At 43.7% G+C, this 25,180-nt stretch carries 16 protein-coding genes; all 16 read right to left on the minus strand.

All coding sequences use genetic code 11. The features are described from left to right. Positions 1–7: 7 nt before the first annotated feature. Positions 8–1,036 carry a TlpA disulfide reductase family protein gene (locus tag DWW52_RS15575; protein WP_118716435.1) on the minus strand — a complete coding sequence of 343 codons (1,029 nt, stop codon included), beginning with the start codon at positions 1,034–1,036 and terminating at the stop codon, positions 8–10. 26 nt (positions 1,037–1,062) lie between these two features. Continuing rightward, positions 1,063–2,094 (minus strand): TlpA disulfide reductase family protein, encoded by a 1,032-nt coding sequence (locus DWW52_RS15580; RefSeq protein ID WP_118716436.1) that lies wholly within the window; start codon positions 2,092–2,094, stop codon positions 1,063–1,065. 12 nt (positions 2,095–2,106) lie between these two features. Beyond that, a complete protein-coding gene (locus DWW52_RS15585; RefSeq protein WP_158582634.1) occupies positions 2,107–5,625 on the minus strand; it encodes a SusC/RagA family TonB-linked outer membrane protein in 3,519 nt (1,172 codons plus the stop codon). Between the two features lie 147 nt (positions 5,626–5,772). Next, on the minus strand, positions 5,773–6,963 hold the full coding sequence (locus DWW52_RS15590; protein ID WP_118716438.1) for a FecR family protein: 1,191 nt from the start codon (positions 6,961–6,963) through the stop codon (positions 5,773–5,775). Positions 6,964–7,086: 123 nt separating this feature from the next. Then, entirely contained in the window at positions 7,087–7,638 is a 552-nt protein-coding gene (locus DWW52_RS15595) for a sigma-70 family RNA polymerase sigma factor (RefSeq protein ID WP_118716439.1), read from the minus strand. A gap of 199 nt (positions 7,639–7,837) precedes the next feature. Beyond that, on the minus strand, positions 7,838–8,971 hold the full coding sequence (locus tag DWW52_RS15600; RefSeq protein WP_158582635.1) for a TlpA disulfide reductase family protein: 1,134 nt from the start codon (positions 8,969–8,971) through the stop codon (positions 7,838–7,840). A gap of 32 nt (positions 8,972–9,003) precedes the next feature. Beyond that, positions 9,004–10,131, minus strand: coding sequence for a TlpA disulfide reductase family protein (locus DWW52_RS15605; RefSeq protein ID WP_118716441.1), 1,128 nt, complete (start codon positions 10,129–10,131; stop codon positions 9,004–9,006). 11 nt (positions 10,132–10,142) lie between these two features. Then, the gene (locus DWW52_RS15610) at positions 10,143–11,087 is read right to left on the minus strand and encodes a hypothetical protein (RefSeq protein ID WP_148315387.1); all 945 of its coding nucleotides are present in this window, start codon (positions 11,085–11,087) and stop codon (positions 10,143–10,145) included. Between the two features lie 21 nt (positions 11,088–11,108). Continuing rightward, on the minus strand, positions 11,109–12,686 hold the full coding sequence (locus DWW52_RS15615; protein WP_118716443.1) for a RagB/SusD family nutrient uptake outer membrane protein: 1,578 nt from the start codon (positions 12,684–12,686) through the stop codon (positions 11,109–11,111). 11 nt (positions 12,687–12,697) lie between these two features. Then, positions 12,698–16,201 carry a SusC/RagA family TonB-linked outer membrane protein gene (locus DWW52_RS15620; protein ID WP_158582636.1) on the minus strand — a complete coding sequence of 1,168 codons (3,504 nt, stop codon included), beginning with the start codon at positions 16,199–16,201 and terminating at the stop codon, positions 12,698–12,700. A gap of 140 nt (positions 16,202–16,341) precedes the next feature. After that, positions 16,342–17,490 (minus strand): FecR family protein, encoded by a 1,149-nt coding sequence (locus DWW52_RS15625; protein WP_118716445.1) that lies wholly within the window; start codon positions 17,488–17,490, stop codon positions 16,342–16,344. A gap of 12 nt (positions 17,491–17,502) precedes the next feature. Beyond that, positions 17,503–17,667: a hypothetical protein gene (locus tag DWW52_RS21050; protein ID WP_158582637.1), complete on the minus strand. Its 165-nt coding sequence runs from the start codon at positions 17,665–17,667 to the stop codon at positions 17,503–17,505. A gap of 88 nt (positions 17,668–17,755) precedes the next feature. Next, the gene (locus DWW52_RS15630) at positions 17,756–18,325 is read right to left on the minus strand and encodes an RNA polymerase sigma factor (RefSeq protein ID WP_158582638.1); all 570 of its coding nucleotides are present in this window, start codon (positions 18,323–18,325) and stop codon (positions 17,756–17,758) included. A gap of 734 nt (positions 18,326–19,059) precedes the next feature. Beyond that, positions 19,060–20,472 carry a RagB/SusD family nutrient uptake outer membrane protein gene (locus tag DWW52_RS15635; RefSeq protein WP_118716447.1) on the minus strand — a complete coding sequence of 471 codons (1,413 nt, stop codon included), beginning with the start codon at positions 20,470–20,472 and terminating at the stop codon, positions 19,060–19,062. A 7-nt stretch (positions 20,473–20,479) separates the two neighbouring features. Beyond that, positions 20,480–23,845: a TonB-dependent receptor gene (locus DWW52_RS15640; protein ID WP_158582639.1), complete on the minus strand. Its 3,366-nt coding sequence runs from the start codon at positions 23,843–23,845 to the stop codon at positions 20,480–20,482. Positions 23,846–23,994: 149 nt separating this feature from the next. Then, positions 23,995–25,167, minus strand: a complete 1,173-nt coding sequence (locus tag DWW52_RS15645; RefSeq protein ID WP_118716449.1) for a FecR family protein — start codon at positions 25,165–25,167, stop codon at positions 23,995–23,997. Between the last annotated feature and the right edge of the window lie 13 nt (positions 25,168–25,180).

The raw sequence follows: 25,180 nt of genomic DNA on the forward strand, positions 1-25,180 counted from the left end.
CTTCAACTTATTTATACAATGACGCAACTTTCGCTTCTAACTCCTCACCAAAGAGGTTGATTGCCACAATCCGCCCTTCCGGATCAATCAAAAAATGTTTCGGAACACCAGAAACACGATACGTTTTAGCCGCCGGACAAGACGACCCCTCCAAGGAAGATACGTTTATCCAGGGTATTTCCAACTCTTTACTGGTACCCGACCAAGCCCCACGCTTGCTATCCAGCGACACGGCATATATCCTGAACCCGTTTTTTTCGAACTTCTCATAGAGGGCCCTCAGAGCAGGAATCTCTTTGCAACAAGGCCCGCACCAGGATGCCCAGAAGTCCAACAACACGTAATGACCACGCAAAGAAGACAGTTTAACATTCTCCCCTTCAAGCGTCGGGAGGTCTATATCCGGAGCCATACTTCCCACGGTCGTACCCCGAATTTCGTCGATCATCGCTTTTATCGACCGCCCTTGGGGAGAATCCTTCACCTCAGGCTTCACTACATGATAGTAATTTTCAATCTTATCCAACGGGTAACCCGCAGCAAGCAACTCATTCACAAAATAAGTCGTTGCCAGCAAGTCTGCATGGGAAAGAATAAATGCTTCTATTCTCTCATCATGCACCTTCTTCTCTTCTTTGGACAAATTTCCCCAAATCATTCTTCGCAACAAAGCATTCGATTCTTCCAGCACCTTTTGTTCAAGACTAGGCTTCAGAACTTTCACGAATATACCGCCAATCTGACTCCCGACATTCACCTTTACCGGCTTTTCCCCCAGCATAACCTGTGCCGTATAACCCGGAAGAAACAATATGTACCTACCGGGCACCTCGATCGGTTTCTTCATGCAGAACTTACCCTTATCGACCACGGCAGAATCAAGGGGTTTCGCCCCCCGTTTATCTTCCGCATACAAATAAACGACTTTCCCGTTCCCCTTTTCCCAAATGCCAAAGACAGAACATTTCTTATTCTGGGCACAGGCAGAGAATGATAGCCATAATATACCTAAACCGTATAATAATATATTTTTCATAATACCTTCTTATTAAATGAAAGACATTATTCAAATAATGAGGCAACTTTCGCTTTCAGTTCTTCACCTCGTAAATCAACAGCAATAATTCGTCCCTCCGGATCAAGCAGGTAAATCTTCGGGATTCCGACGATACGATATTTTTTTACTGCCGGACATTCCCCTCTCTTTAACGAGGATACATTTTCCCAACATATTCCCAATTCATTACTTTTCTTTACCCAAGCATCCTTATCATTATCTAACGACACTGAGTACATTCTCAACCCGTCTTTCTTGTGCTTCTCGTAGATCGCACATAATGTCGGCACTTCCGCACAACAAGGCCCGCACCAGGAAGCCCAAAAATCCAGTAACACGTAATGACCGCGCAAAGACGACAATTTCACGTTCTTCCCTTCGGGTGTCGGGAGGTCGATTTCCGGGGCAATACTCCCTACCGCAGTAGCCTTTATATCATCAAGCTCTGCTCTAATCTGTTGGCAGATGCGGGAATCCCTGAGTTCCGGTTTCACTTGGCGAAGATAATTTTCAACCTTATCTAAAGGATAAGTCATGGGGATCAACCACCTCACGAGATAAGCCGTGGATAAACAATCCACGTGAGAAAAGATAAATTCATCCAAAGCTTTAAGATGCGCCTCTCGCTCGCTTTTAGAAGCCGCCATTGACCTGATACTCGCTTGTTCCAAAGCCATCGTCTCCTCCAGTATTTTCTGATCAGAAGAAGGTTTCACCACCTGTACGACCAAACCGTTAGTTCCATTTTCAACCTTCACGTTCACCGGCTTCCCGCCCAACATTAACCGAGCAAGATAATCGGGAAATGACAACATATACTCGTCAAGAGTTTCTATCGGTGTTTTGAAAAAGAATTTGCCCTTTTCAACCACCGCAGAATCAATAGGCTGATCTCCCCATGACCAATGCGGATACAAATAAACAACATTCCCGTCTCCATTTTCCCAAACACCCGAAACCGTATATCCCTTATTTTGGGCACAGGCAGAAAACGATAACAACACGATGCTTAAACAATATAATAATAAATTTTTCATGATATTTCTTTTTTAAAATGTTACATTTAATGAAAGCGTAAACGTCGGACGCTCTGATAATTGAATATTTGTAAAACCACTTTGTACCGGAGTCTGTCCTTTCAATTCACTTGAACACCAGATAAAAGGATTTGTAACCGAAGCCGCCACCTCCAGTAAAGAAATGCCCCAACGTTCTGTGTTCACGGAATAAGTCAAACCGAGATTCGTACATTTCAGATAATTAGCGCTCACTACACGGATATTACTATAATTATACATATCCCATATCGAAGAAGCGATTACCAGCATTTTCCCGTTCAGCGAAGTAGACCAATGCGAAAGAATCCCTCCGCTAGGCAACATTGCCGGGATATCGGTATAATCTTCATCCCCTGCATGCTGCCAACGATTCAACAAAATCCGGTTCAGATTATCCTCCGGACGAAAACGTCCCGTGTTGTCATTATACAATTTAAACAACCGGGTCTTTGCCCCCAAACTATAACTGAACGAAGCATTCAAACGCCATTTTTTATAATTCAATGTCGTATTCAATCCCCCGAATATTTTCGGTTCCCGACGCCCGGAAGACTCCAATACCCGCGTGAAAACTTCATATTTCGATAACCCGTAAAGCTTCTCCTGTTCATTCTCCATATCATCAAACATCGGCATTCCGTTTTCCGGATTCAACCCGGTAAATTTATACGAGTAGAAAGTACTCACGGATTTACCTTTAACCACGGCCTTTCCATTCAAAAAATCACCCAGCTCGAATTGCTCCGCCGCAGGCGAAGTATTCACCTCGTTATACGCATGAGAAAATGACGTAGAAACATGCCAACGTAAATCTTCCGTCTTCACGGGGGTCACCGTAAACGACACATCATAACCGCTATTCGTGATCTCGCCGCCATTCACCACGTAAGAATTCATTCCATTCGTTTCGGATATCTTCTTATCCATATAAGCATCCTTTGTTTTCTTGCGATAATAAGCCCCACTCACCATTAAACGACGGTTAAACATGGAAAATTCCACTCCCACATTCAGCGATCCCGTCTTTTCCCATTTTAGGAATGGGTTCGGAAATGTCTTTATCGTCGACACGTATTCCCCGAAATGATCATCTTCCGGCTGTTTTGCAATAATCATCACCGGTGACTGCCCATCAAGCATATTACCCTGATAACCATAAGACATTTTCAAACGCAAATCATCAAACCAATTTTGTTTTCGATTGAAATGTTCCATTATATTATAATTAAACGAGACCGACCAGATCGGTAATATCTTATCGTTGCTCCTTTCTCCGAACTGATTGGAACCATCATAACGCATATTAGCATTTAACGTGAACAAATTCAGGTAACTATAGGACACACTCCCGTACCACGACAACATATTACTCAAATTATCCGTCACAACCGGAACATTCGTTGCCAGCCACTGATCATAAGCGGGGTAAGTACCCGGTGTAACGGTTACGAATTGCTTTCCCCGATCAGGATCATATCCCCGGGTAACATCCTTGTAAGCATCATATTGCGTGGAATTCACCTCCATACCGGCAGATGCATTTATATTATGCTGTTCCCGATATCCGAAATACTTATTCAGGTCAGCCTGAAAACGGAACATGTATGATTTACTACGCACATGTTCCACGGTTAACTCTCCCCCTTTAGGCAGCAACGTGTTCTTCGCGTCTAACGTCTCCCCGTAATTACTTCTCCGAAGTTTAGTCGCATGAAAAGTTTCCGGCCCCCAATAACCTTCAAAATCCGTACTGTTCACTGAATAAGAAAGAATCGCCGTCATCTTCAGCCATTGCCAAGGCTTCACGTCCAGATTTACCCGAAAAGTCCCGGCAGAAGCATCTTGTCGTTGACTACTATGATCCAACTCGTTCAGTATATTATAATAATAACTCGTGAGAGACTGGGGAATCTGGTAAAAACTATAATCTCCCTCTTCCGTGTACGCAGGGATAGCACGACTGGTATTGTAAGCGTAATTGATCGGGGCGATCTCTTCCTGGTAATACTTTCGCTTGGATACATTACCGTTCATATTAAAAGAAGCCGCCAACCAAGAGGTAAAATTCATATCCAAATTCAACGTCGCCGTGTATCGCTTATTCAAATTCGTCTTCACCACGTCCTCTTCAATATTAGCCCCCAAGGATGAATAATAACGAATCTTTTCCGTACCTCCCGTCACGCTCACCGTGTGAGAAGAGGAAAAAGCATCCCGGGTCAACAACTTAAACCAATCTGTGTTCTCCTCTCCAAGATAAGCGACTTGCTTTTCAAAATCTTCGTGGGTAATCGATCCGGCATACAACTGACGTAACAATTTCTCATAACCGACCCAAGTAACATTAGAGGCATATTCATATCCGGACTGGGCCAATTCCCTGGAAACATTCAACCGTTCCTTGGCATTCATCAAATCAATACCCCGGTCTGAATAACGAGGACGCAATTTCAATGTTGCCGTTCCCCGGTAAGAAATCTGTGGTTCCCCGATATGCCCTCGTTTCGTGGTAATCACGATCACCCCATTAGCCGCCTTTGTCCCGTAGAGAGCCGTTGCCGAAGCATCTTTCAACACGTCTATACGCTCTATATCCTGTGGATTCAGTCCTGAAATCGCATTACCGATACGATTAATATAATCGGGATCATTCAACTCGTCCGGGGATATCTTTACCGGGTCTTGCACGATCACCCCGTCAACCACCCACAACGGTTCCCGGTTCCCGATCAAGGTCGATGTTCCCCGAATCCGGATACGTGAAGCGACCCCCGCTTCTCCGGAATTTGTCATCATCATCAAATCCGGAATCTGTCCTTCCAACATTTTATCAATAGTTGTCACACCCGGAATCATAATATCCTCTGCTCTTACCGAACTCACCGCACTCGTTGACTTTCGACGATCTACCACTTGGTAACCGGTAACAACAATTTCACTCATCTCCTGTAAATCTTCTTCCATGATTATCATCAAAGCAGTCTCCCCCCTCCAACACACCTCCTGGGTTTTCATTCCCACGAATGAAAAAATCAATACCACAGAATCCGCTTCAGGTATATTCCATGTGAATTTTCCATTATTATCTGTAGACATTCCAATGGCCAGCTCTTTCAGCCTGACAGTTACTCCCGGTAAGGGCGCACCCCTCTGATCCTTCACTTCTCCCGTGATCCTGACTGTTTTTAACGAATCAGCAATCATCCCCGGGGTTATCTTCTTTATAACCACCACTCTATTCTGAATCTCATACCGAAGTTGCGTATTTCTTAACAACCCATCCAGAATTTCTTTTAAAGACGCATCCTTAAACACGGCATTAACCTTCGGCACTTTTGCAATATCTGTCACGTTATAAAAAAATGTAATATCACTTTTCTTTTCTAACGCCCACAAAACCTCTTCCAAAGTCACCCCACGCATCTCGATATCCATCTTACCTTGTTGGGCTCGTACTCCGGCAGATAATGTCAACATTCCGCAAAACAAAAAACATAGGCACAATTTCATAGCTCTAAAAATTTTCACACACATTCCCCTATGGGGAAAGCTGTCCTTCCACTTTTTTTTCATAACTTTGTTACTCAATTTAATTAAACTTGTATTTATACGAGGTAAAAACAAAAGCAGGTGATGTTCGCAGCATCATCTGTTTTTTTATTTCAACCCGATCACAATCTTCTTTCCTTTCACATCAACCGACAACTTATCCGTCGCCCGCAACACGTCCAGGATAGGAGTAATCTCTTCTCCCCGGTCCAACTTCCCGGCAAAAAGCATATTTTTAACCGACTCGTTCAGATAGACCACTTCCACGTCATACCATCGGGCCAATGTTCTCATGATATCCTCCAAACGATCCTGACGGAAAATAAACCGCCCATTCTTCCATGCCATAAACAAGTCGGGGTCCACTTCCTTCACTCGCACCTTCACGCTATCACGATACCATTCCGCTTGTTGATTCGGCTTAATTTCCACCTTTTCCTTTTTCTCAAAACCGGAAAAAACAGTTACCGCACCTTGTAATAAAGTCGCCTGCACGTTCATTTCATCCGGGTATGCTTTCACGTTAAATTCCGTCCCGGTCACCATAACATCCATATCTTTCGTTTTCACGATAAACGGATGCTCCTTAGAAGCCGTCACGTGAAAATAAGCCTCACCTTCCAAAAAAACCTCTCGCCTATCCCCGGTAAAATACTTGGGAAACGTAATCACACTCTCCGCGTTCAAGTACACCCGGGTCCCATCGCTCAATATCAGATTATACTCGCCCCCTGTCGGGACAATGATCTTGTTCAACGTCTCTTTCTCTCCCGTCTTCAAAGCAGGTATATACTCCACCCGGGAAGAATCATTCACGATGACAATCCCACTTGCTTCCAAAATTTTGCTTGCCTTATGATCATCCAACTCGATCTCTCGCCCGTCATCCAAAACTAGTAACGCCTTTGCCCGTCCCGGTTCTATTGTCATTTGAGCCAATTGATCCGCTTCATTATTTTTCAACTCATTCATCCAGATCGTCGCCCCGACAACACACAACACCAATATTGCCGCAGCATATCCCCACAATTTATTAATTCTTCCACGAACGCCCAACCCGATCTCCCGGTCATAAGCCACCGCATACTTCTTCACGTCAATCGCCCCCCTTTTCTCCACATACCGACTCACGTTTTCCCGATTCGTCAACTTCCGGTAAAGCACCTCGTTCTCCGGAACCGACAGTCTCCACTCTTCCAGTTCCAACCTTTCATCATCATCCAACCCTTCCCAAAGTTGCTTGGCAATCAAATGACAAATTCGCTTATTTTGTGAAATGATATCCATATATTTTTCCATTATTACATTTATATAACAACTGAAAAAATAAAAACGATGAATCCCCTTGCAAAAAAATTATTTTTTATTCAATAATTCCCTTCGACAGACGAAATTACGACGTGATAATCAGCTTACAAAAAATTAAGGTAAGCTAGTGAAATCCAGTAAAAAAAGAAGATAAAAATAGTCTTTCAACAACCCCTTCAATTTCTTATAGGCATTCTGTTTCAACGTTCGTACCGAATTAACCGAAATACCTAACTTCTCCGCAATCTCTCCATTTGAAAGTTCCTGAAGTGACAATAAAATAACTTTCCGAGATTGAGGGGCCAACTCGTCTATCGCCTTATAAATAATCGCATAAACCTCCTCTTCGACCACGTTATCCCGCAAATATACCTCCGACTCCAACATCCCTTTTTGCACGTACCGGGCAACAATCGCATCATGCTTCAACTCATTCAAGGCCAAATTTCTTGCGGTCGTGTATAAAAAACCTTTCACTTTATCTTCCGACTCAAAAGTCATATTGCCATGCCACAAACGGATAAAACACTCCTGGGCGATATCGGCAGCAACCTCCATATCGTCCAAATATTTATCGGCAAACATCACCACGGAAGAAAAATTCTTCTCGAAAAATGTCTTGAACACCCGATTATTTTTCTCGTTTATCCCAGCAATTATATCCATAAAACACCCTGGTTATCGAACAAATATATACAATAACCTAAACTTCACGCAAGAAACAACCAAATATTTTTACGCCAACTTCTCTTGTCTGATACAAAAATAAGCCCATGATAGTGCTTTAAACAAAAAACATGGTATCATTTCTGATACCATGCTACCCTTGATGTCACACCTCGACATCTACCATAGATGAATACTTTCACCGGGTGAAAAGCTCTTCCATCTTCTTTGCCAGCTCCTCGCCCCGCAAATCCTGGGCAATAATTTTACCATCTTTATCAAGAATATACATCCGTGGAATACCTGTCACTCGAAACAATCCCGCGATAGGGCAATCAAATTTATTCAAGGTTGAAACATGATACCACGTCAACTCGTTCTTCTCGATTGCGTTAACCCAAAGTTCTTTCTTCGAATCCAGAGAAACGCCCAGAATCTCCAGACCTTTATCGTGATATTTCTTATAAATCTCCTTCACGTTAGGCATCTCTGCCATACACGGGCCACACCAGGAAGCCCAAAAATCCAACAACACAACATGCCCCCGCAAATCATACAAGGAAAATTCTTTTCCATCAGGAGTCATCGCCTTGAAGTTCGGGGCTATTCCTCCCACGCTCACCGTACCCATCTCGTCGATTTTCTTCTTCAACTCGATACCCGGAGCTGATTGCTTCACTCGATCCGTCAAACGATTATAAAAACCTTCCACCTCCTCAAACGAGTAATTATCCATCAGGTAAGACTCGAAAAAATATGTAGAAGCGTAATTATTACGGGTTGAATCCATATAATTCTGCACCGTACGAGTCAGAGAGCTATCAAGCACTTGAATCATCCGTTTAACGGAATCCACTGCCACCGGATCATTGTAATCCACCTTGCTGGCCGCCATCATCTTTCCCAATTGCATGAAAGAAATCATCGTCTTCAAACTGGCCCCTTTTTCAAGCCACTCCTGTTCTTCCCCTCCCTTGCAAACAACATTTACCGAGGTTGTCGGTTTACCCTTCCACTCCTTCGTCACCTCGGTAAATGTAATCTCCAGAGGCTCTCCGGCCACGATAATCTCCTTCTTCTTGTCCTTGTCATAACTCAACGCCATTTTCTGGACCTTATCCACGTTGCCCTTCATCGAAAATGTAAAATCAGGCTTCACGATAGCCGAATCCACCACGCGCAATTCTTTCCCCGTCACAAATTCATTCAAATAAAATTTCTTTCCCGCACCATTTTCCCAAGTTCCCGTGATCCGGTAAGAAACTCCCCGTGAACAGGACAATACCGACATAACACACGCGATCACGATCACCCCTCTTGTCAACATTTTCATCATATACAATTTTATTATTATTCTCTGATACTTTATTGAAACAACTCATCTATCTTCTCCCTCAAATCCTCACCCCGTAAATCTTTGGCAATAATCTTACCGTCTTTCCCCACGATGTACAATTTCGGGATAGCCACCACCTGATACAACTTCGCCACCGGACAACGGTTCATTCCTTTTAAAGAAGAAACATGATGCCATACCAACCCGGTTCTCTCGATCGCTCCTTCCCATTTGGCTTTATTATTATCCATGGACACACCCACGATCTCCAAGCCCCGATCATGATATTTCTCGTACAAAGCCTTCACGTTCGGCATCTCATCCATACACGGCCCACACCAAGAAGCCCAAAAATCAATCAACACGATATGTCCTCTCAAATCTTTTAAAGCCAATTTCTTACCGTCAGGCGTGGTCAATTCGAATTCCGGTGCGAAGCTTCCCGGTGCTAACTTCTTCAATAGCGCAATCCGTTCTCCGATCTCCTTTCCCTTTTCGGTCTGTTTCACCCGATCCGTAAACCGATCATAAAAAGAAGATATCTGCTCCAACGACATCATCCGCAACATATTCATCTCTATAAAATAAGGAGCGACATCACTATCATTATACTGTTGCAGGAAAGCGTTCATTTGATCCCGTTGCATCTGTTCAACCTGCTTTATCTCTGCGGCGATAGAATCCTGTTTCTCCTTGGTTTCAGCTCTTTTTAACGAAAGCCCCAAACCTCCCAATGAAAAATTACGAATATAATCATCCCCCCAAAACTGCATCATTGCCTGGACAGCCAAGTGATCCTTGGTCTCTTTTTCCAACACGTAAGGAGCGGACGGATTCTTGTACGAATACCCGTCCGTGTTAATGGTAAACTTCAAGGGCGTCCCATCCAGAAAGATTGCCCGAAAACCATACTTTGCACTCGCAATCATCGCACACTGTTTCTTGTCAACCTTTCCACGCAAAACAAAAGTCCCGTCAGCAGCCACCACCGCGGAATCCAGAAGCGCCCCCTCCACATTCCCCCCTTCCAGCGTCCGTAACTGAAGCGTTTTCCCTGCTCCATCCTTCCAAACTCCCGTGATATCATAAACCACCTGAGAATAAGCTGCCCCCGAAATGAGGCAGCACACGATCAAACTTAAAAATCTTACAATCATTACATTTCTTATTATTGTTCATCAAAATAACCAGCCGGGAGCGGATCATTCGGACAGAACGAATTCTGTAAAGCAATCGGGTCCATCTCCATCTCCTCAACCATAAACTTTGCGATCAAAAAAGACCTCTTTTTCACGATATCGAAACGGGCAAAAATTCGGTCCATTTCCATCTTCGGGGTTGACATCAAGAAGGAAAGGTAATCACCTAAATCATCTCCGTTCCGATGTGGCATAAAATATCCGTAATCCGGGTAATTAGTTGAATTCACAAATCCCCATCCGTATAGGACATAATGATACGCATCAAATTCCCCTTCTGGGTCTGCATTCTCTTCCTCATCATACTCGAACACAATCCGATACTCTACTAAAGTAAAGAACTCATCCGGTACTTCCATCGTGTTATAGATATTCCCCATAATAGTAGCAACAATACCGGCACGCATCGCATCCCAATCGCTATCTCGATAAGAATCCATCTTGGTACCCACGTACGAAACAACCAAACCGTGATTATCCGTGGATAACGTATTCACCAAATTACGTTGAACATAAGTAGAAGTATTACAAATCGAATCTACCAGATAAATCTTCTTAGGCAAGAACTTACTGATAAACGCCTCCGGATAACTGGCAAATACATCCTCGACCATGAAAGTAACCATCTGACTCACGTACGCTTCATTCCCCTTCTTCACCGGGGCATACCAGTACACGACCCGCCCGTTCCATGTCGTGTAAAACTCCTTCTGATCAAAATCATACAGCACGAACGATCCGTACTTTTCATAAACCGAGTAAATCTGTTCCTCCACCGATCCAGCCTCTCCACGAGGTAATTCGAAGGGAGGATTTCCCAATTCCGGTATCGGCTTAATCGAATCTTCCGAAGTACATGAGGTTATTCCTGTCATGAATAAAACCAACATGAAATATATCATCTTTTTCATCATATTCATCTCAAATTATCGCTATTAATTCCCTGTAATCGTAACCCGGGGATTATTCGTCACCCCGTCATTATATTCCGTCTCCGAAAGCGGGATCGGCAACAAATAATTCGGACTCCCCTGTTCCAGCACGTACGTTTTCGAAGAATTCATCGAAGAATAATATTTATGTTCCACCCGAGGCATCCCTTGCCGACGCATATCCCAAAAACGCATGGCCTCTTCGAAACAAAGCTCCCGACGACGTTCTTCCCAGATAAACCGGATCAATTCGTCACGAGATGCGAAATCCGAAACAGAGATTGCCTGATAAGCATCCGAAGAAAATTTCTTTATTCTCACTTGATTCAACAAATCAATTGCCACTTGACTCACGTTATTATCTTTTCGAGCATAAGCTTCCGCCACATTTAGATAAACCTCCGGACTTCTCCAACATTCACGGGCTTGCCCGCTACTCGTTGACATGTACGTATCAGATTTCATCGGGTAAGCCTGTCCGGAAAAATATTCCGGTCTCAATCTCGTTCCTCCTAATTTAAACAAACGGGCAAAATAAACCTCTTTACGTAAATCTCCATCCTCGTAAAGATTCAACAAAGCACCCTCGCCTGTCCATGAAGGGTGATACCCCAATGTGTAATTAGAATAATACAAATTAGGAGCCAGATATTGATATCTTTTATCCTCCTTGCTAAAAAGGAATACGGTCTCACTAATATCAATTTGATTAATCCAGAACCCTCCATTCGTAGAATTAGGCAATCCACATAATTCCCGATCAACGTTATTCAAATCATAAAGGGCATTTTCTCCTAACTCCATAAACTCCCCGGAAGTACGAATAACTTCATCCCAATCTTCCTGAAACAAAGCCACCCGGGAAGCTAGAAAATAAATTGCAGCCGGGGTTATTTCCCATTTTGAATAATTCGTACTCGCATTCTTCAAATATTGTTGAGCGTACTTCAAGTCTTCATTGATCAAGGTATAGATTTCACCCACAGTTGCTCTTTCTGTCGCTCTTACATCCACTTCCGGAGAAATACGTTTAATGACTCCCAATTTATTCTTGTTTTCTTCCGACCAAGGAGTACCGTACGTATTCACCAGACAAAAATAATGATAAGCCCGTAAAGCGTAAGACTGAGCAGCCAACTTACAATAAGTTCCGTATTCACTCTCCTCGTACTTCATATCCGGCAAAGCATCAATCACGATATTACACGCCAAGATATTCTTGTAACGAGCATCCCAGAACTTATCGGCAATGTAATTCGAATAATCCGCCCACCAAGTATACAAAACCTCACCATCCCCCATGCTCGGATCAAAACCATCAATAATTGTCACTTTGCTATTATTATACATGGACTCGTCATAATATAACGGTCCCATCTCTATATCGTCCGTCATCAAATACGTCCAATCAATCTGGGAAGAAAAATTATCGGGATACGCCTCTCCCAACAATATCGGGACATAATCATTCACCAGTGAAGGAATCAACAAATCGGCAGAATCTTCCTTCAAATAATCATTACAAGCCGACATAAACCACGGTAGGAATAATAACAGAATATATATTTTTATCTTTTTCATAACGACCTATTTTAGAAAGACACATTTAATCCAAAACTATACGTCGGGAGGGAAGGGATATTCGCCCCATTCGTTTCCGGGTCCAACCCTTTCCACTTCTTGTCGGCTATCGTGAACAAATTCGTGACTTGAAAACGCACCATCACACTGGATACATGTAGGTAATCCGACACCTTCTGAGGTACATTATAACTTAACGCCACCATTTTCAACTTCAAGAAATCGGCCTTTGCCACACGAAGGTCACTATTATTATACAAATCATAGGGACTACTTCCTAATCCATCGCTAATATCATACCCCATCCCAGCGTCTGTTGCCAGATAATCTTTCAAATCACTATAATTATAAGGTGCGGGATAGTTCGTATTATCACCCGCTTGCTTCCAGCACTTCAGCCATTCATCCGAAAGATTGGTCAAAGGATCAACTGTCGATGAATCGTAGAACTTGGGAAGACGGGAAACACTACCCGTGCTATAAGCAAAATTCAATGATAATGAAAGTACTCTTCGGAAAGTCACCTGCGTGTCAAATCCCCCGGAAAGCTTTGGAAAAATGGAACCGCAATGTACTAATTCCAAATCTTGTCGATACGCCCGATGCACCTTTTCCCCGTTCTTCGCATAAAACAATGGATAGCCATTATCTTGATTCAAACCGGCAAACCGGTAAGCGTACATCGAACCGATCGGTTGGCCCTCTACCGCCAACGTCCCAGCCAACATCTGATCGACCACCGTGGCATCACTCAGATCATCCCGGTTTGCCAACGTGATCTCGTTCACGTTACGCCCGAAATTAAACCCGAAACGCCAGTCCCAATCTCGCGTGCTCACCAAACCGATATTCAAAAATCCCTCGAATCCCTTGTTCACCATTTTACCGGCATTGTAATACAACACATTTTGTCCCGTGGAACCAGCCACAGACTTGGACATAATCAAATCGGAAGTATTCTTCCGGTAGATATCAAAACCTCCTTTTACACGCCCCTCGAACAACGTGAAATCCACGGCAGCATTCCATGAACGGGTCTTTTCCCAACGTAAATCCGGATTCGGTAACTTCTCTATTTTTGAAATCGGCAATCCGGTAACCCCGTCCCGATCCCCCACTTGAACGATCAGATAAGGCGTCGCACTTTCATGAATATTTCCCTGTATACCGAAAGACCCTCGAAAGGACAAATTATCAATCCACTTTACCTTTTTCAAGAACTCCTCGTTCGAAGCAATCCACTTCACTGCAAAAGAATACGTCGGTAACCACCTGTACTTCGGATCACTACCAAACTTGTTGGAACCATCCGAACGAATATTAGCGTTAAACACGTATCGATTATCATAGCAATAACTGGCAATCCCGAAAAACGAAGCAACCTGCGTGAACGAATTGGAATTTGTCGGTTTATTATTCCCGTAAGTACTGATATAACTATCTGTCTCCACCGGGCTGAACATCTCCCCGAATTCCGGAACCCAACCGTACCCCGTCACCGAAACACCTTTATACTCGTTCCGACGAGCCTCCGTACCCGCGGAAACAGAAACATCATGAACGCCAAACAAATGTGAATACGACAACATATTCCGAAGCGTGTAACCGTTCTTCCGCGTATTCCCCTGTGTCAGCACACCGCCATAAGGCAATTTCGATGATGCGAACTCGGGATCATACTCCGTGTAAGCCCCGTACTCGTAGCCACGAATCTGGGTCACCTTGTAAGATTGCGCGGTCGCCCAATCCCGGGTAGAAGTATTCCCGGTATGCCAGGAGAAAGTTCCCTCGTATTTCAGCCCCCCCCACAAATTCAACCTCAAAGCCAACAAAGCATTAAAATCATCCATCTTGGAAGATTTCCCCGTGTTATCCAGCTCTTTCAACACGTTGTACCCGATATAGTCTCTATTTGTGGCACCGGCAGCCCGATAGCTCATGTAATAAGAACCGTCCTCGTTATAAGCCGGCATCGTCCGGGTAGTTGAATACGCGTAATCAAAAGGATTCACCACGGAAGAATAACCGGAATTTGATGTCGTCGTGTAATCAATCTTGGCCGTGAAACTCACGTACTTGTTGTACTCCACGTCAACCTTAGCCAAGGTACTCAATTTCTCCGAATCGGAACCTCTTGCCGCACCCTCGATATTCGAATAACCGGCCGACACGTAATAACGCACGGCCTCAGAACCACCGCTTACATTCAGCGAATGCGTGTGAGTAACATCCGAGCGGAATAACAAATCAAACCAGTCGGTATTCCGTGTCTGCAACTTCTCCACTTTCTGTTCGAACTCCGCCTGAGAAATCTGCTTGCTCATCAATTCCTCGTAAGCCGCCTCGTAAGTCTCACCGATAGGCACACGCCCGAAATTCATGTTTGACTCGATCAACTGGCGGGAAAATTGAACCCGTTCCCGCGAATTCATCCGGTGATAATTATTATACGACGGTCGGGTATTAATCGTCAAGTTCCCGTTGTACGAAATTACCGGGCTACCTATCGCTCCTTTTTTCGTGGTAATAACAATGACCCCGTTAGCAGCCTTCACCCCATAGATAGCCGTGGCCGAAGCATCCTTTAACACGGTAATCGTTTCTATATCTTGTGGATTCAACCCGGAAATAGCGTTACCGATCAGATATTCCGCATCCTCGCTGTTTATATCCGATGCCGTAAACGGAACATCCTGTTCAAGAATAACCCCGTCAACCACCCAAACCGGAGACTTGTTCCCGTTGATAGTCGCGTTCCCCCGAATCCTGATCTTGGGCGTGGCACTCGGTTCTCCCGAAGTATTTAACACCATCATACCGGGAACACGCCCCTGTAACATCTGGTCAATCGACCCGACGCCCTGCACCATAATATCTTTAGCCTTAATCGTCGATATCGCACTTGCGGATTCTCTCCGGCTAATCGTCTGGTAACCGGTCACCACCACTTCCTCCATATCCTGAAAATCCTCTTCCAGAACAATACTCAACGTCTTTTGCCCCGTCCATTTCACCTCTTTCGTCTTCATACCGACAAAAGAAAACAGAAGAGTCAAAGAATCCTGCTTCACCGTCCCCAGCGTGAACTCACCCTTCGAATCCGTGGCGACCCCGATAGACGTCCCTTTTATCAAAACCGTCACCCCGGGCAAGAGTTGTCCCCTCTCGTCCCGCACGACACCCTTGATCACCATCTCCTCCGGTTGCTCCTCCTTCTGCACCCTAGTCAACACAATCACCCCATTATCATACAGACACGTGATCCCCTTACCCGTGAAAATTTCGTTCAACAAATCCATCACTTGCCTTTTATCGGCATGTACATCGAAACGAGGTATCGCCTGCACGTATTCACTCTTGTACATGAAACGAATTCCCGTCTGATCCTTGACCTCCCGTAAAAATTCCTCCACGTTACAATTCTTCAAATCCATGCTGACAACCTGATTCTGGGCAATCACTTCCCCCCGAACCTGTAGCAAAAACACAAACATTAGAAAACACAGCATTTTCATGACTCTAAAGATTTTCTGAGCCGAGCGTAAATTTCCTTTACATTCTCCACTTTTTTTCATACTTTTGTTTGATATAATTATTACTAGCCAGTCTTACTGGCACTTCTTCAAAACGGAGAGATTGGCAGATCTTTCCGTTTTTATTTTGAACCGACGATAATCGTCTTACCCTGCACCTCGAATCTCGCCCCCGTACTGATTTCCAAGAAATGTAAGAACTCTTCCACCTCCCCGTACCGCTTCATATCACCGGACAGACGCACGTCCTTCAAATCGGCATTCTGGTAAAACACCTTACAATCATACCACAAGGACAACTTATCCATCACCTCCTCCAAACGATCACCGCTAAACACGAAATCCCCGTTCTTCCAATCAATATACTTCCGCACGTCCACGTTCTTTACCTCGATCCGATTTGTCCGGACATCATACACGGCCAACTGGTTCGGTTGCAACATCACCCCGTCATCCCCTTTCCGCACGTTCACTTTCCCCTCGACCAAAACAGATTCCACCTTGTTTTCCTTACGGGTATTCACGCAGAATTCCGTACCCACAGCCCTAACCTCTACTCCATCAACATCAACTATAAAAGGACGTTCCGCATCGGCCCGCACCTTAAAATAAGCCTCACCTCGAAGCTTCACGATCCGCTTGTCTCCAACAAATAGGATCGGGTAAACCAACTCCGACTCCGAGTTCACCCATACCTCCGAACCATCCGACAAAACAATCCTGTACTCCCCTCCCCGGTTCACCACCAGACGATTATAAGCCATTTCCCGCTCTGTCATCGCGACTGCCGTATCCTGATAAGCAACCACCCCACTCTCGTTTACCCGGATAGCCACATCCTGACGTTCACGGATAGCCATATTCTCCTTCTCCAAAGCAATCTCGTCCCCCGACGAAAGATACAACTTCGCCTTTGCCGATCCCACGTGAATATCATTTACCACGACCACCTGTTCCGGCTCAACCTCCACCTGCCAACCATAATACCCCACTCCGACCAGAAGGAGCAGGGAGGCGGCAACCGTCGTTACCCACTTGACAAGCACCTTTCTCCGGGCCACCTGCCGATAACGTCTTTCCCCTTTTCGCCCGATCAACCCCTCACGCATCACCCAGCGTTGCCTCAGATAATCCCGTTTCAATTCCTCGTAATACAATTCATGTTCCTCGCTCGCATCCAGCCAAGCCCGAATCTCCGCTTCCTCTCCCGGGGAAAGCGGCTCTCCTTGCCAATGCTGGAGTAATCGAATATCTAACTCTTCCTGATTCATCTTTCATTCTATCTATTGCGTACACAAACATCTATATGCTCGTTTCAACTCCTCGTAATATTTTCTATGCTCTTCACTCTCACCAACCCAAATCCGGATCTCTGTTTTTTCCTTTTCTGAAATAGGTTCTCCCAACCAATAATTCACTAACAAAATATTCAACTTTTCCCGATCCATACATATTACATTTTATATCTACTCATAGTAGACATCAAAATCAAAATCGGTTGACAAGAAAAACAGATTTTTTTTATCTTTTGAAGAATTACTTATTCATTCTCCTATAAACAAGCATATATAACAAGAAAGCAGAATCCGACACGACTCCTCTCAAAGTCTTCAAACTCCGCACCAATAACGTCTTCACCGTTGCCACCGATATACCCAACATTTCGGCAACATCAGCATATTTCATATTTTTTAAATGCACGCACTCCAACACTTCCCGGCTCCGGGGAGGTAATTCGTCCAACGCCCTCATAACTTGATTTACAACATCCTCGTGCGTCATATCCTCATCTTCCCACACGCTCTCTACGAACGCGATATCAGGAATACGCTCCACCCGACTCTGATCCTTCAGTTTCCGGACTGCCATATTTCGCACGGATACATACAGGTACGAGCGTACCCGTTCTCTTTTCAAATTTTCGTGCAATTTTTTCTCCCACAACCGCACGAAAAAATCCTGCACTAAATCTTCGGCCATTCCCATATCATGCAATATGGTATCCGCCCACAGAACCAACTCATTGTAAAAACGGTCGTACAACTCATCCACGGAGAAAGAGTCGCCACCCGAAAAATGAATTTTACTATCCTGTCTATTCAGCACTTTTTGAATATTATAACTTCGCTATTTGCACTCAAAAATAGACAAGTTTTCCACATTTTCCAAAAGCCCACCTATTTTTCCATAGAAATTAATCAACATCAACCTGATGAGAACTCTGTGACAATCCTATTAAAACACTGTTATAAACAGTATTTTAACGCCAGTTCGATAAAATTTATTTGATTGATTTATCAGTAAACCAACTTTATCAAACTGATGTCAAATTTTTATAGGAGGAAATACATCTGTAAATCAGCATAAAAACGAGTGGTTGTCACGGAGAGTTACTATTTTATTAGATCATTAATAGTTAATCACTACCAATCAAATACCGTCATGAACCTTATATGAACCCTATAGTAACCCTATATGAACCCTATTATAATAAGGTTTATAAAAGATTCATATTAGATTTCTAAAAGATTATTACCGCTATTAACCAGTAATTCATCAAGAATTCATGACGTAATCATGTATTATATCAATAGGAAATCTCCTGTAATAATACATATACAATCAACTAATTTTTAATTAAATAACGTCAGTTCGACGATTTTTTATAGGAAAGTAAACTGACTGTTGACCACTTTTTTCATGTTGATCGTCGGCTTAAGTTTATTCTAAAAAAATCATCGAACTGATGTTATTTTAATAGGATTATTACAATGTATCTATAATCTTTTAACCGCTATTACACCTCACACACCCTTCTTTCTCTCTTTTCCCCCATGAGATTACATCGGTTTTTGCTTCACGCTAGGATTATGTTCCAATTCTGCACTGGGAATCGGGAAACATAACTGATCATCATTCTGAAAATTCGGATTCATATCCTTCAACTTCCGATGCCCACTTTCGTTATACCGCACCGTAAGGTAAAATATCGCACCGTTCTCCATACTCAATTCCCGAACATTTTCCCGGAATACCTCTTCCAGTACATCATCAAGAGAAGGATAATCCGCCGCATCAAACAAGGTATTTTCTGAACGTTCCCGCAAAATGTTCAACACATCAATACAATCTTTTATCGGTTCTTTCGTCCGGGCCATCGCTTCCGCCTTTATCAAATACATCTGGGCAACTCTCATATAATACATCGGACAGTTACCACTCGACACGTAATGTTTTTTCCATATCAACGCCTTTTTGGCCATCGTTCCGTTCCCAACCATCATGGAGTCAAAAGTTACCTCGTAACGTTTGTCTTTCGGCGTCAGGATTTCCAAAAACAACTTACTTGGTTTGTAAGTTCCTCCCCCGAACAACTTCAACAAACTTCCCACATTCGCATTCATCGTGGGCACACTCTTTAAATGTCGCGTAAACATCAACTCTTTCGAATTATACCCATTTGTGAAAACATCCCCGTATTTTGTTTCCAAACCGAATTCACTACTACCGATTACCTCGTCAGCCAACCGGATCGCCTCCTCGTAATCACCTTCTGCTCCTCGATTCATCAACAAGTCTGCTTTAAAAGCCTTCGCCGTTGTCGCGCAAGCACGATACTTGGAATAAAACACCGGACCATATTTGATCGCGTAATCCAAATCCTCAAAAATTTTCTCGTAACTCTCTTTCACGGAACTACGTCCTTGATTATTATTCGAAAGAGCGGAAGGTTCCATGCGGACAATCGGCCCGTAAACACTATTTATATCCCAAAAATAACCGTATCTTCTGAGCAGGAAAGCATGAGCAAAAGCCCGGGTAAACTTGGCTTCCGCTAACATTTCAGTTTTCCGGTTCTGCCCAAATTTGCTCTCCGATAATCTTTCTACATTGTAGATAAAGTTATTGGCGGCATTCACCATTTTGTAAACAAGTTGCCAAGGGGCAGAAACATACGAATTCTCATCATTCAATTCGAATTTCAACAATCCGTTTATTTCAAAATCCGTACGATAAGCACTGTCCAACAATCCGGTACGATACTCGTTATCACTGATATAATAAGCACTCATCGTTCCATACGCCGTTAAATAAGAATAAATTCCATTTAACGCTACTTCCGCCGAGGATTCATTGGTGATCGCATTCTCTCCGACCAGATTATGAGGGGGAAGTTCTTTGTCAAACATACTATCACATCCTGCCACCAAGACACAAAACAAAAATACCCAATTATATATAAATCTATTCATAATCAAATTATTTAACGGTTACTTTTATTCCAAAATTAAACGTACGAGTTCTCGGATAAGCCTCCGTATCAATCGCAGCTCCCTGAATGGTATTGCTACTATATGATTCCGGAGAAGGCCCGGGATAAGAAGTAAATGTACACACGTTATTTGCCGAAACAAAAACACTGATATTCCCGAAGATCTTTGTCTTATTGACAATGGATTCCGGCAACTTGTATTCAAGATTTATATTTTGAATCTTGAGATAAGAAGCATCATGCACGGAAAAATCCGTAAAATCAGTATTAAGGAAATCTATTCTCACGCACGGGTAATTACTCGTCGGGTTCTCTGAATTCCAACGTTTCAGGGCAACATCCAACACGTTTACCGTTCCGGCAGAAGAGAACGTGAATTGATTCGCTTCCGCCAACCATGCTTTCTGCGCACCATAACTAAATGTTCCTTGTAAACTTAAGGTCAAACCTTTCCATCTTAAACGCGTGTTGAAACCTCCCTCGAAATCCGGACGAGAACACCCCAAAACGACCTTATCATCCAGATTACCGTAGTCTCTATTCACCCGCCCGTCATTATTCTGGTCTACAAACTTCAAATCTCCCGGTATCGTCTTCCGGTAGGAGTACTTTTCCTGATACATGTAATCCGGATTCAAAGACTCGTAATAATCCACCTCTTCCTGTGAACGGAAAACACCATCGGTCTCGTATCCATAAATTAACCCCAACGATTTTCCCTCTTGAATAACCGTATTTCCCACGGAAGTCGATCCCGGATAAGAAACGTAGTCTGCATCAAGTCCCGTGACCTTATTTTTATTCTTTCCGATATTAAACCCGAAAGACCAGTCCCAATTTTTATTTTGAATAATAGCGGCAGAAATATCAAACTCCACTCCTTTATTCTCGATATTAGCAAAATTCACGGTCGTAGAAGTCATTCCCGTACTCAGTGCCATCGTAAACGGGTACAACAGTCCTTCCGTTTTTTTCAAATAAAATCCTAATGATCCCCGGATTCTCTGGTTTTTCAAAAAACCAAAATCCAATCCCAGATCATATTGTTCTGTGGCCTCCCATTTCAACTCGTCGTTACCGATCTGGCTCGGTACCATAGCAGGCTTTCCCTGGTAATCGGTAGAAGAATATAATGTTCTCCAACCATACTCTCCAACAAACCCGTTACCGGACTTACCCCAACCGGCCCGTATCTTCAAGAATGACAACCAATCAATACTTCTCATGAAATTCTCCTCGGAAACAATCCACGCTGCAGCAAAAGACGGGAAAGTACCCCAGCGATAGTCCGGGGCGAATTTGGAAGAACCATCCGACCGGAGCGTTCCGGTAAACAAATAGCGATCCATGAACTTATATTCAACCCTCCCTACAAAAGACAACAATTTCGAACCGCTGGCACTACCATTCAACATACCGTATTGATAGGGGTTCGTACCTTGCCATATAGCGTTCTGCACGTAATCATCCGCAAAATCGGACATCGCTAACGAATAAGATTCTGAATCTTCCTCGTTAAAGTTACTTGCAAACATCGCTGACAAGCGGTGTTTCTCGCCAAAATTTTTCGTGTATGACAATCGTACCTCAAACTCTTTGCTGGCCACTTTACTATGTCTTTTCACCCCGAGGCCTTTCTGATTACTCCAATTAAAACTTCCTTCTTCAGTCTGGCTGGAAGCATAGCCGTACCCTTCTCCTTTCCGGGTCTGATAAGTATATTGCGTCATCAAAGTTAATTCCGGTAAAATCTTAAATTCCAGATTTCCCGTAAGACGGATATTATGGCTTTCACCTTGATTCGTGTTCTCCTCCATCTCGACAATAGGATTCCCGATATAATACGTCCGTCCATACCAGTCGTACGAATGAATGTAATAAGACCCGTCTTCGTTATAAGGTTCAAGATCCGGTCTAGCCTGGGTTGCAATATCCAGACTTGCATTATTGCTTGAACGATCGGCAATCGTTCCCGCCACTTTTACCGAGGCCCGTATCCACGGGTTTATATCCGTGTTGAAACCGACATCATACGTGTATCTCTCATACTCCGTACCTTTCACCTGTCCCAACTCGTTCGTGTACCCCAAAGAAGCATTATAACCGAACATTTCTCCACCCCCGCGAATGGAAATTTTATGCTGCTGCTTGCTTCCATCTCGCATAATATAGTCCATCCAGGGAGTATTGGCATTACCCCAGAAATTCGGATCGGCAAATTTCTTATACGTTGACCATTTCGTAACATCCTCGTACCCGGCAGCCTTGGCTGAGTTGCTGGCAGCCTCTAAAACCAACATTTTAAATTCATCCGTTGTCAAGGTATTAATATCCGACACCAAGCTTGTCAAACTGTAATCAAAGCTATAATTGATAACAGGTTTCTGGTTGCGTCGCCCCCCCTTTGTCGTTATCATGATTACACCGGCCGCTGCTCTCGACCCGTAAATCGCTGCCGAAGAAGCACCTTTCAAAACATCAATACTCTGTATATCATCGGGATTCAACTCATTGATATCAAAATCACTCGTCATGGGGACATTATCCACCACGATCAAAGGCGAGGTTGCCCCGCTCAAAGAAGGAACTCCCCGAATTTCCAAACGAGCCGGACTACCGGGGGCCCCGCTTCCTGCCAATATACTTAATCCCGCGATCTGTCCTTGCATCATTGACGCCACGTTCGTGGCTGTCGATTCCTCGATCACACGGGTATCAAAACTAGCCACCGAACCCGTCAAATCTTTTTTGGTAGATGTACCGTAACCGATTACCACGACTTCATCCATCTCGCTCATCTCGTCTTCCAACACGACATTGATCTCGGACTGCCCTCTCCATTTCACCTCTTTCGTCTTCATTCCCACGAACGAAAAAACTAAAGTAGCGGTATCCTGCTTAACCAGATTCATCGCAAAATCACCATTCACTCCCGTGGCAGTTCCCACGGTTGTTCCTTTAATAACAACCGTCACCCCGGGGAGGACACTCCCTTTTGAATCTTTCACCACTCCTTTAATAATCACGCTTTCCTTTTTTTCCGGTTCATCCCCAACCTTCTTCACGGAGATCAGGATCGTCTGGTCCTCGATCACATACTGCAAAGGAGTATTCTGCAAACATAACCTCAAAACATCATCCACCGAAGCACCGTCCACTTTCAGACTCACGTTTTTCACCCCCTGCACATCCTGTTTATTATACAGGATATAATAACCCGATTGTACACGCAGTTCTTTGAGTACCTGTTCCAAAGGTACCCCTTGCACCTCCATCTTGATTTGTTTCTGACTATGAGCCGGTATTGCAAACGTAATTACGGGAACCAATACCATGAGTACAACTAGTTTCATCACTAACATTTTTTTCCTACTCCATCGCCATAAATGGAGAATTAATTCATCTTTTTTCATACATTTGTTTAGTTTTACTTAATACTCGCGTCAAATGCCAATCCGAGGCGAGTTTTAAAATTACAATAGCCTGGTAAGTCGTCGAAAACTTATCGGGCTTTTTTAATCACAATCTTCTTACCTTGAATTGAATAATCAATATTTTGAGTTTTTTTCAACATATCCAGAATTTTAGAAATATTCTCGTACTTCCGGATTACCCCGTAAAATATTTTCTCCCGCAAATCAGGAGTCTCGATGCTAATATCCACATCATACCAGCGAGCCAGTTTTCGCATCATCGTCTCCAGATCCTCCTCGTCAAATATGAAAAGCTTATCTTTCCATCCGGTATAATTCTCCACGTTTACAACCCGCATCGTGATATCCCCGTTGTTCTTATCTAACTCGGCCTGTTGCCCCGGTGTCAACAATACCGTTTTACCCGATTGTTCATCCAGAGTAACCCGCACGCTCCCCGTCACCAAAGTAGTTTGCACCTTGGGCTCGTCCCGATAAGCCATCACGTTAAAAGAAGTTCCTAACACCCGCACGTTTTGTCCTCCCCCGTGTACCACGAAAGGTTTCTCGGAACGAGTTACCTCAAAATAGGCTTCCCCTTCAAGATATACTTCCCGCTTTTCCCCGATGAAATTAACCGGGTAACGCAAGCGGGTACCGGAATTTAACCATACACGGGAACCATCCGCCAAAGTCAATTGATATTCTCCTCCCCGAGGGATAATAATTGTGTTATACTCCAATTGATTTACCTTTCCGGCCTGTTGATAAGAAAGGCAATTAGAATCATTCGTCACCACTGCCCCCACAAGTCGTAATTGCCCTAGATTCTTACCCGGAACCAGTTCCACCAGTCGGCCATCAGCCATTTCCAACACGGCGCATTCTTTACCGGGAATAATATCTGCTACTACCGGTGTTTTTTCTTCCTTCTCATCCATCAATAAAAACACCCCACCCAAAACAAGCGGAATAAACAAAACGGCAGCAATTTGCTTTATCCGATACGTAAAACGAATATGCCGTCCCTGCTTTCTTGCCAGCGGCATTATTCGTTCCTTCAATGCCTCTAAAGAACAAGTTTCATACCCATCCAACCTCCCCGCAAGATACTCTTGATCCATCATCCGCTCGTAGAAAAGTCTATGCCCGTCACTCTCATTAATCCATTCTTCCAACGCCTTCTCTTCCTCCGGACGAATGGTTCCTTTCAACCGGGCTGCTATCCACGAAGCTATTTTCAAATTATTTTCGTCATGCATACACTTGTCATTT

The organism is Odoribacter sp. AF15-53, assembly GCF_003479425.1.
GTDB lineage: Bacteria > Bacteroidota > Bacteroidia > Bacteroidales > Marinifilaceae > Butyricimonas.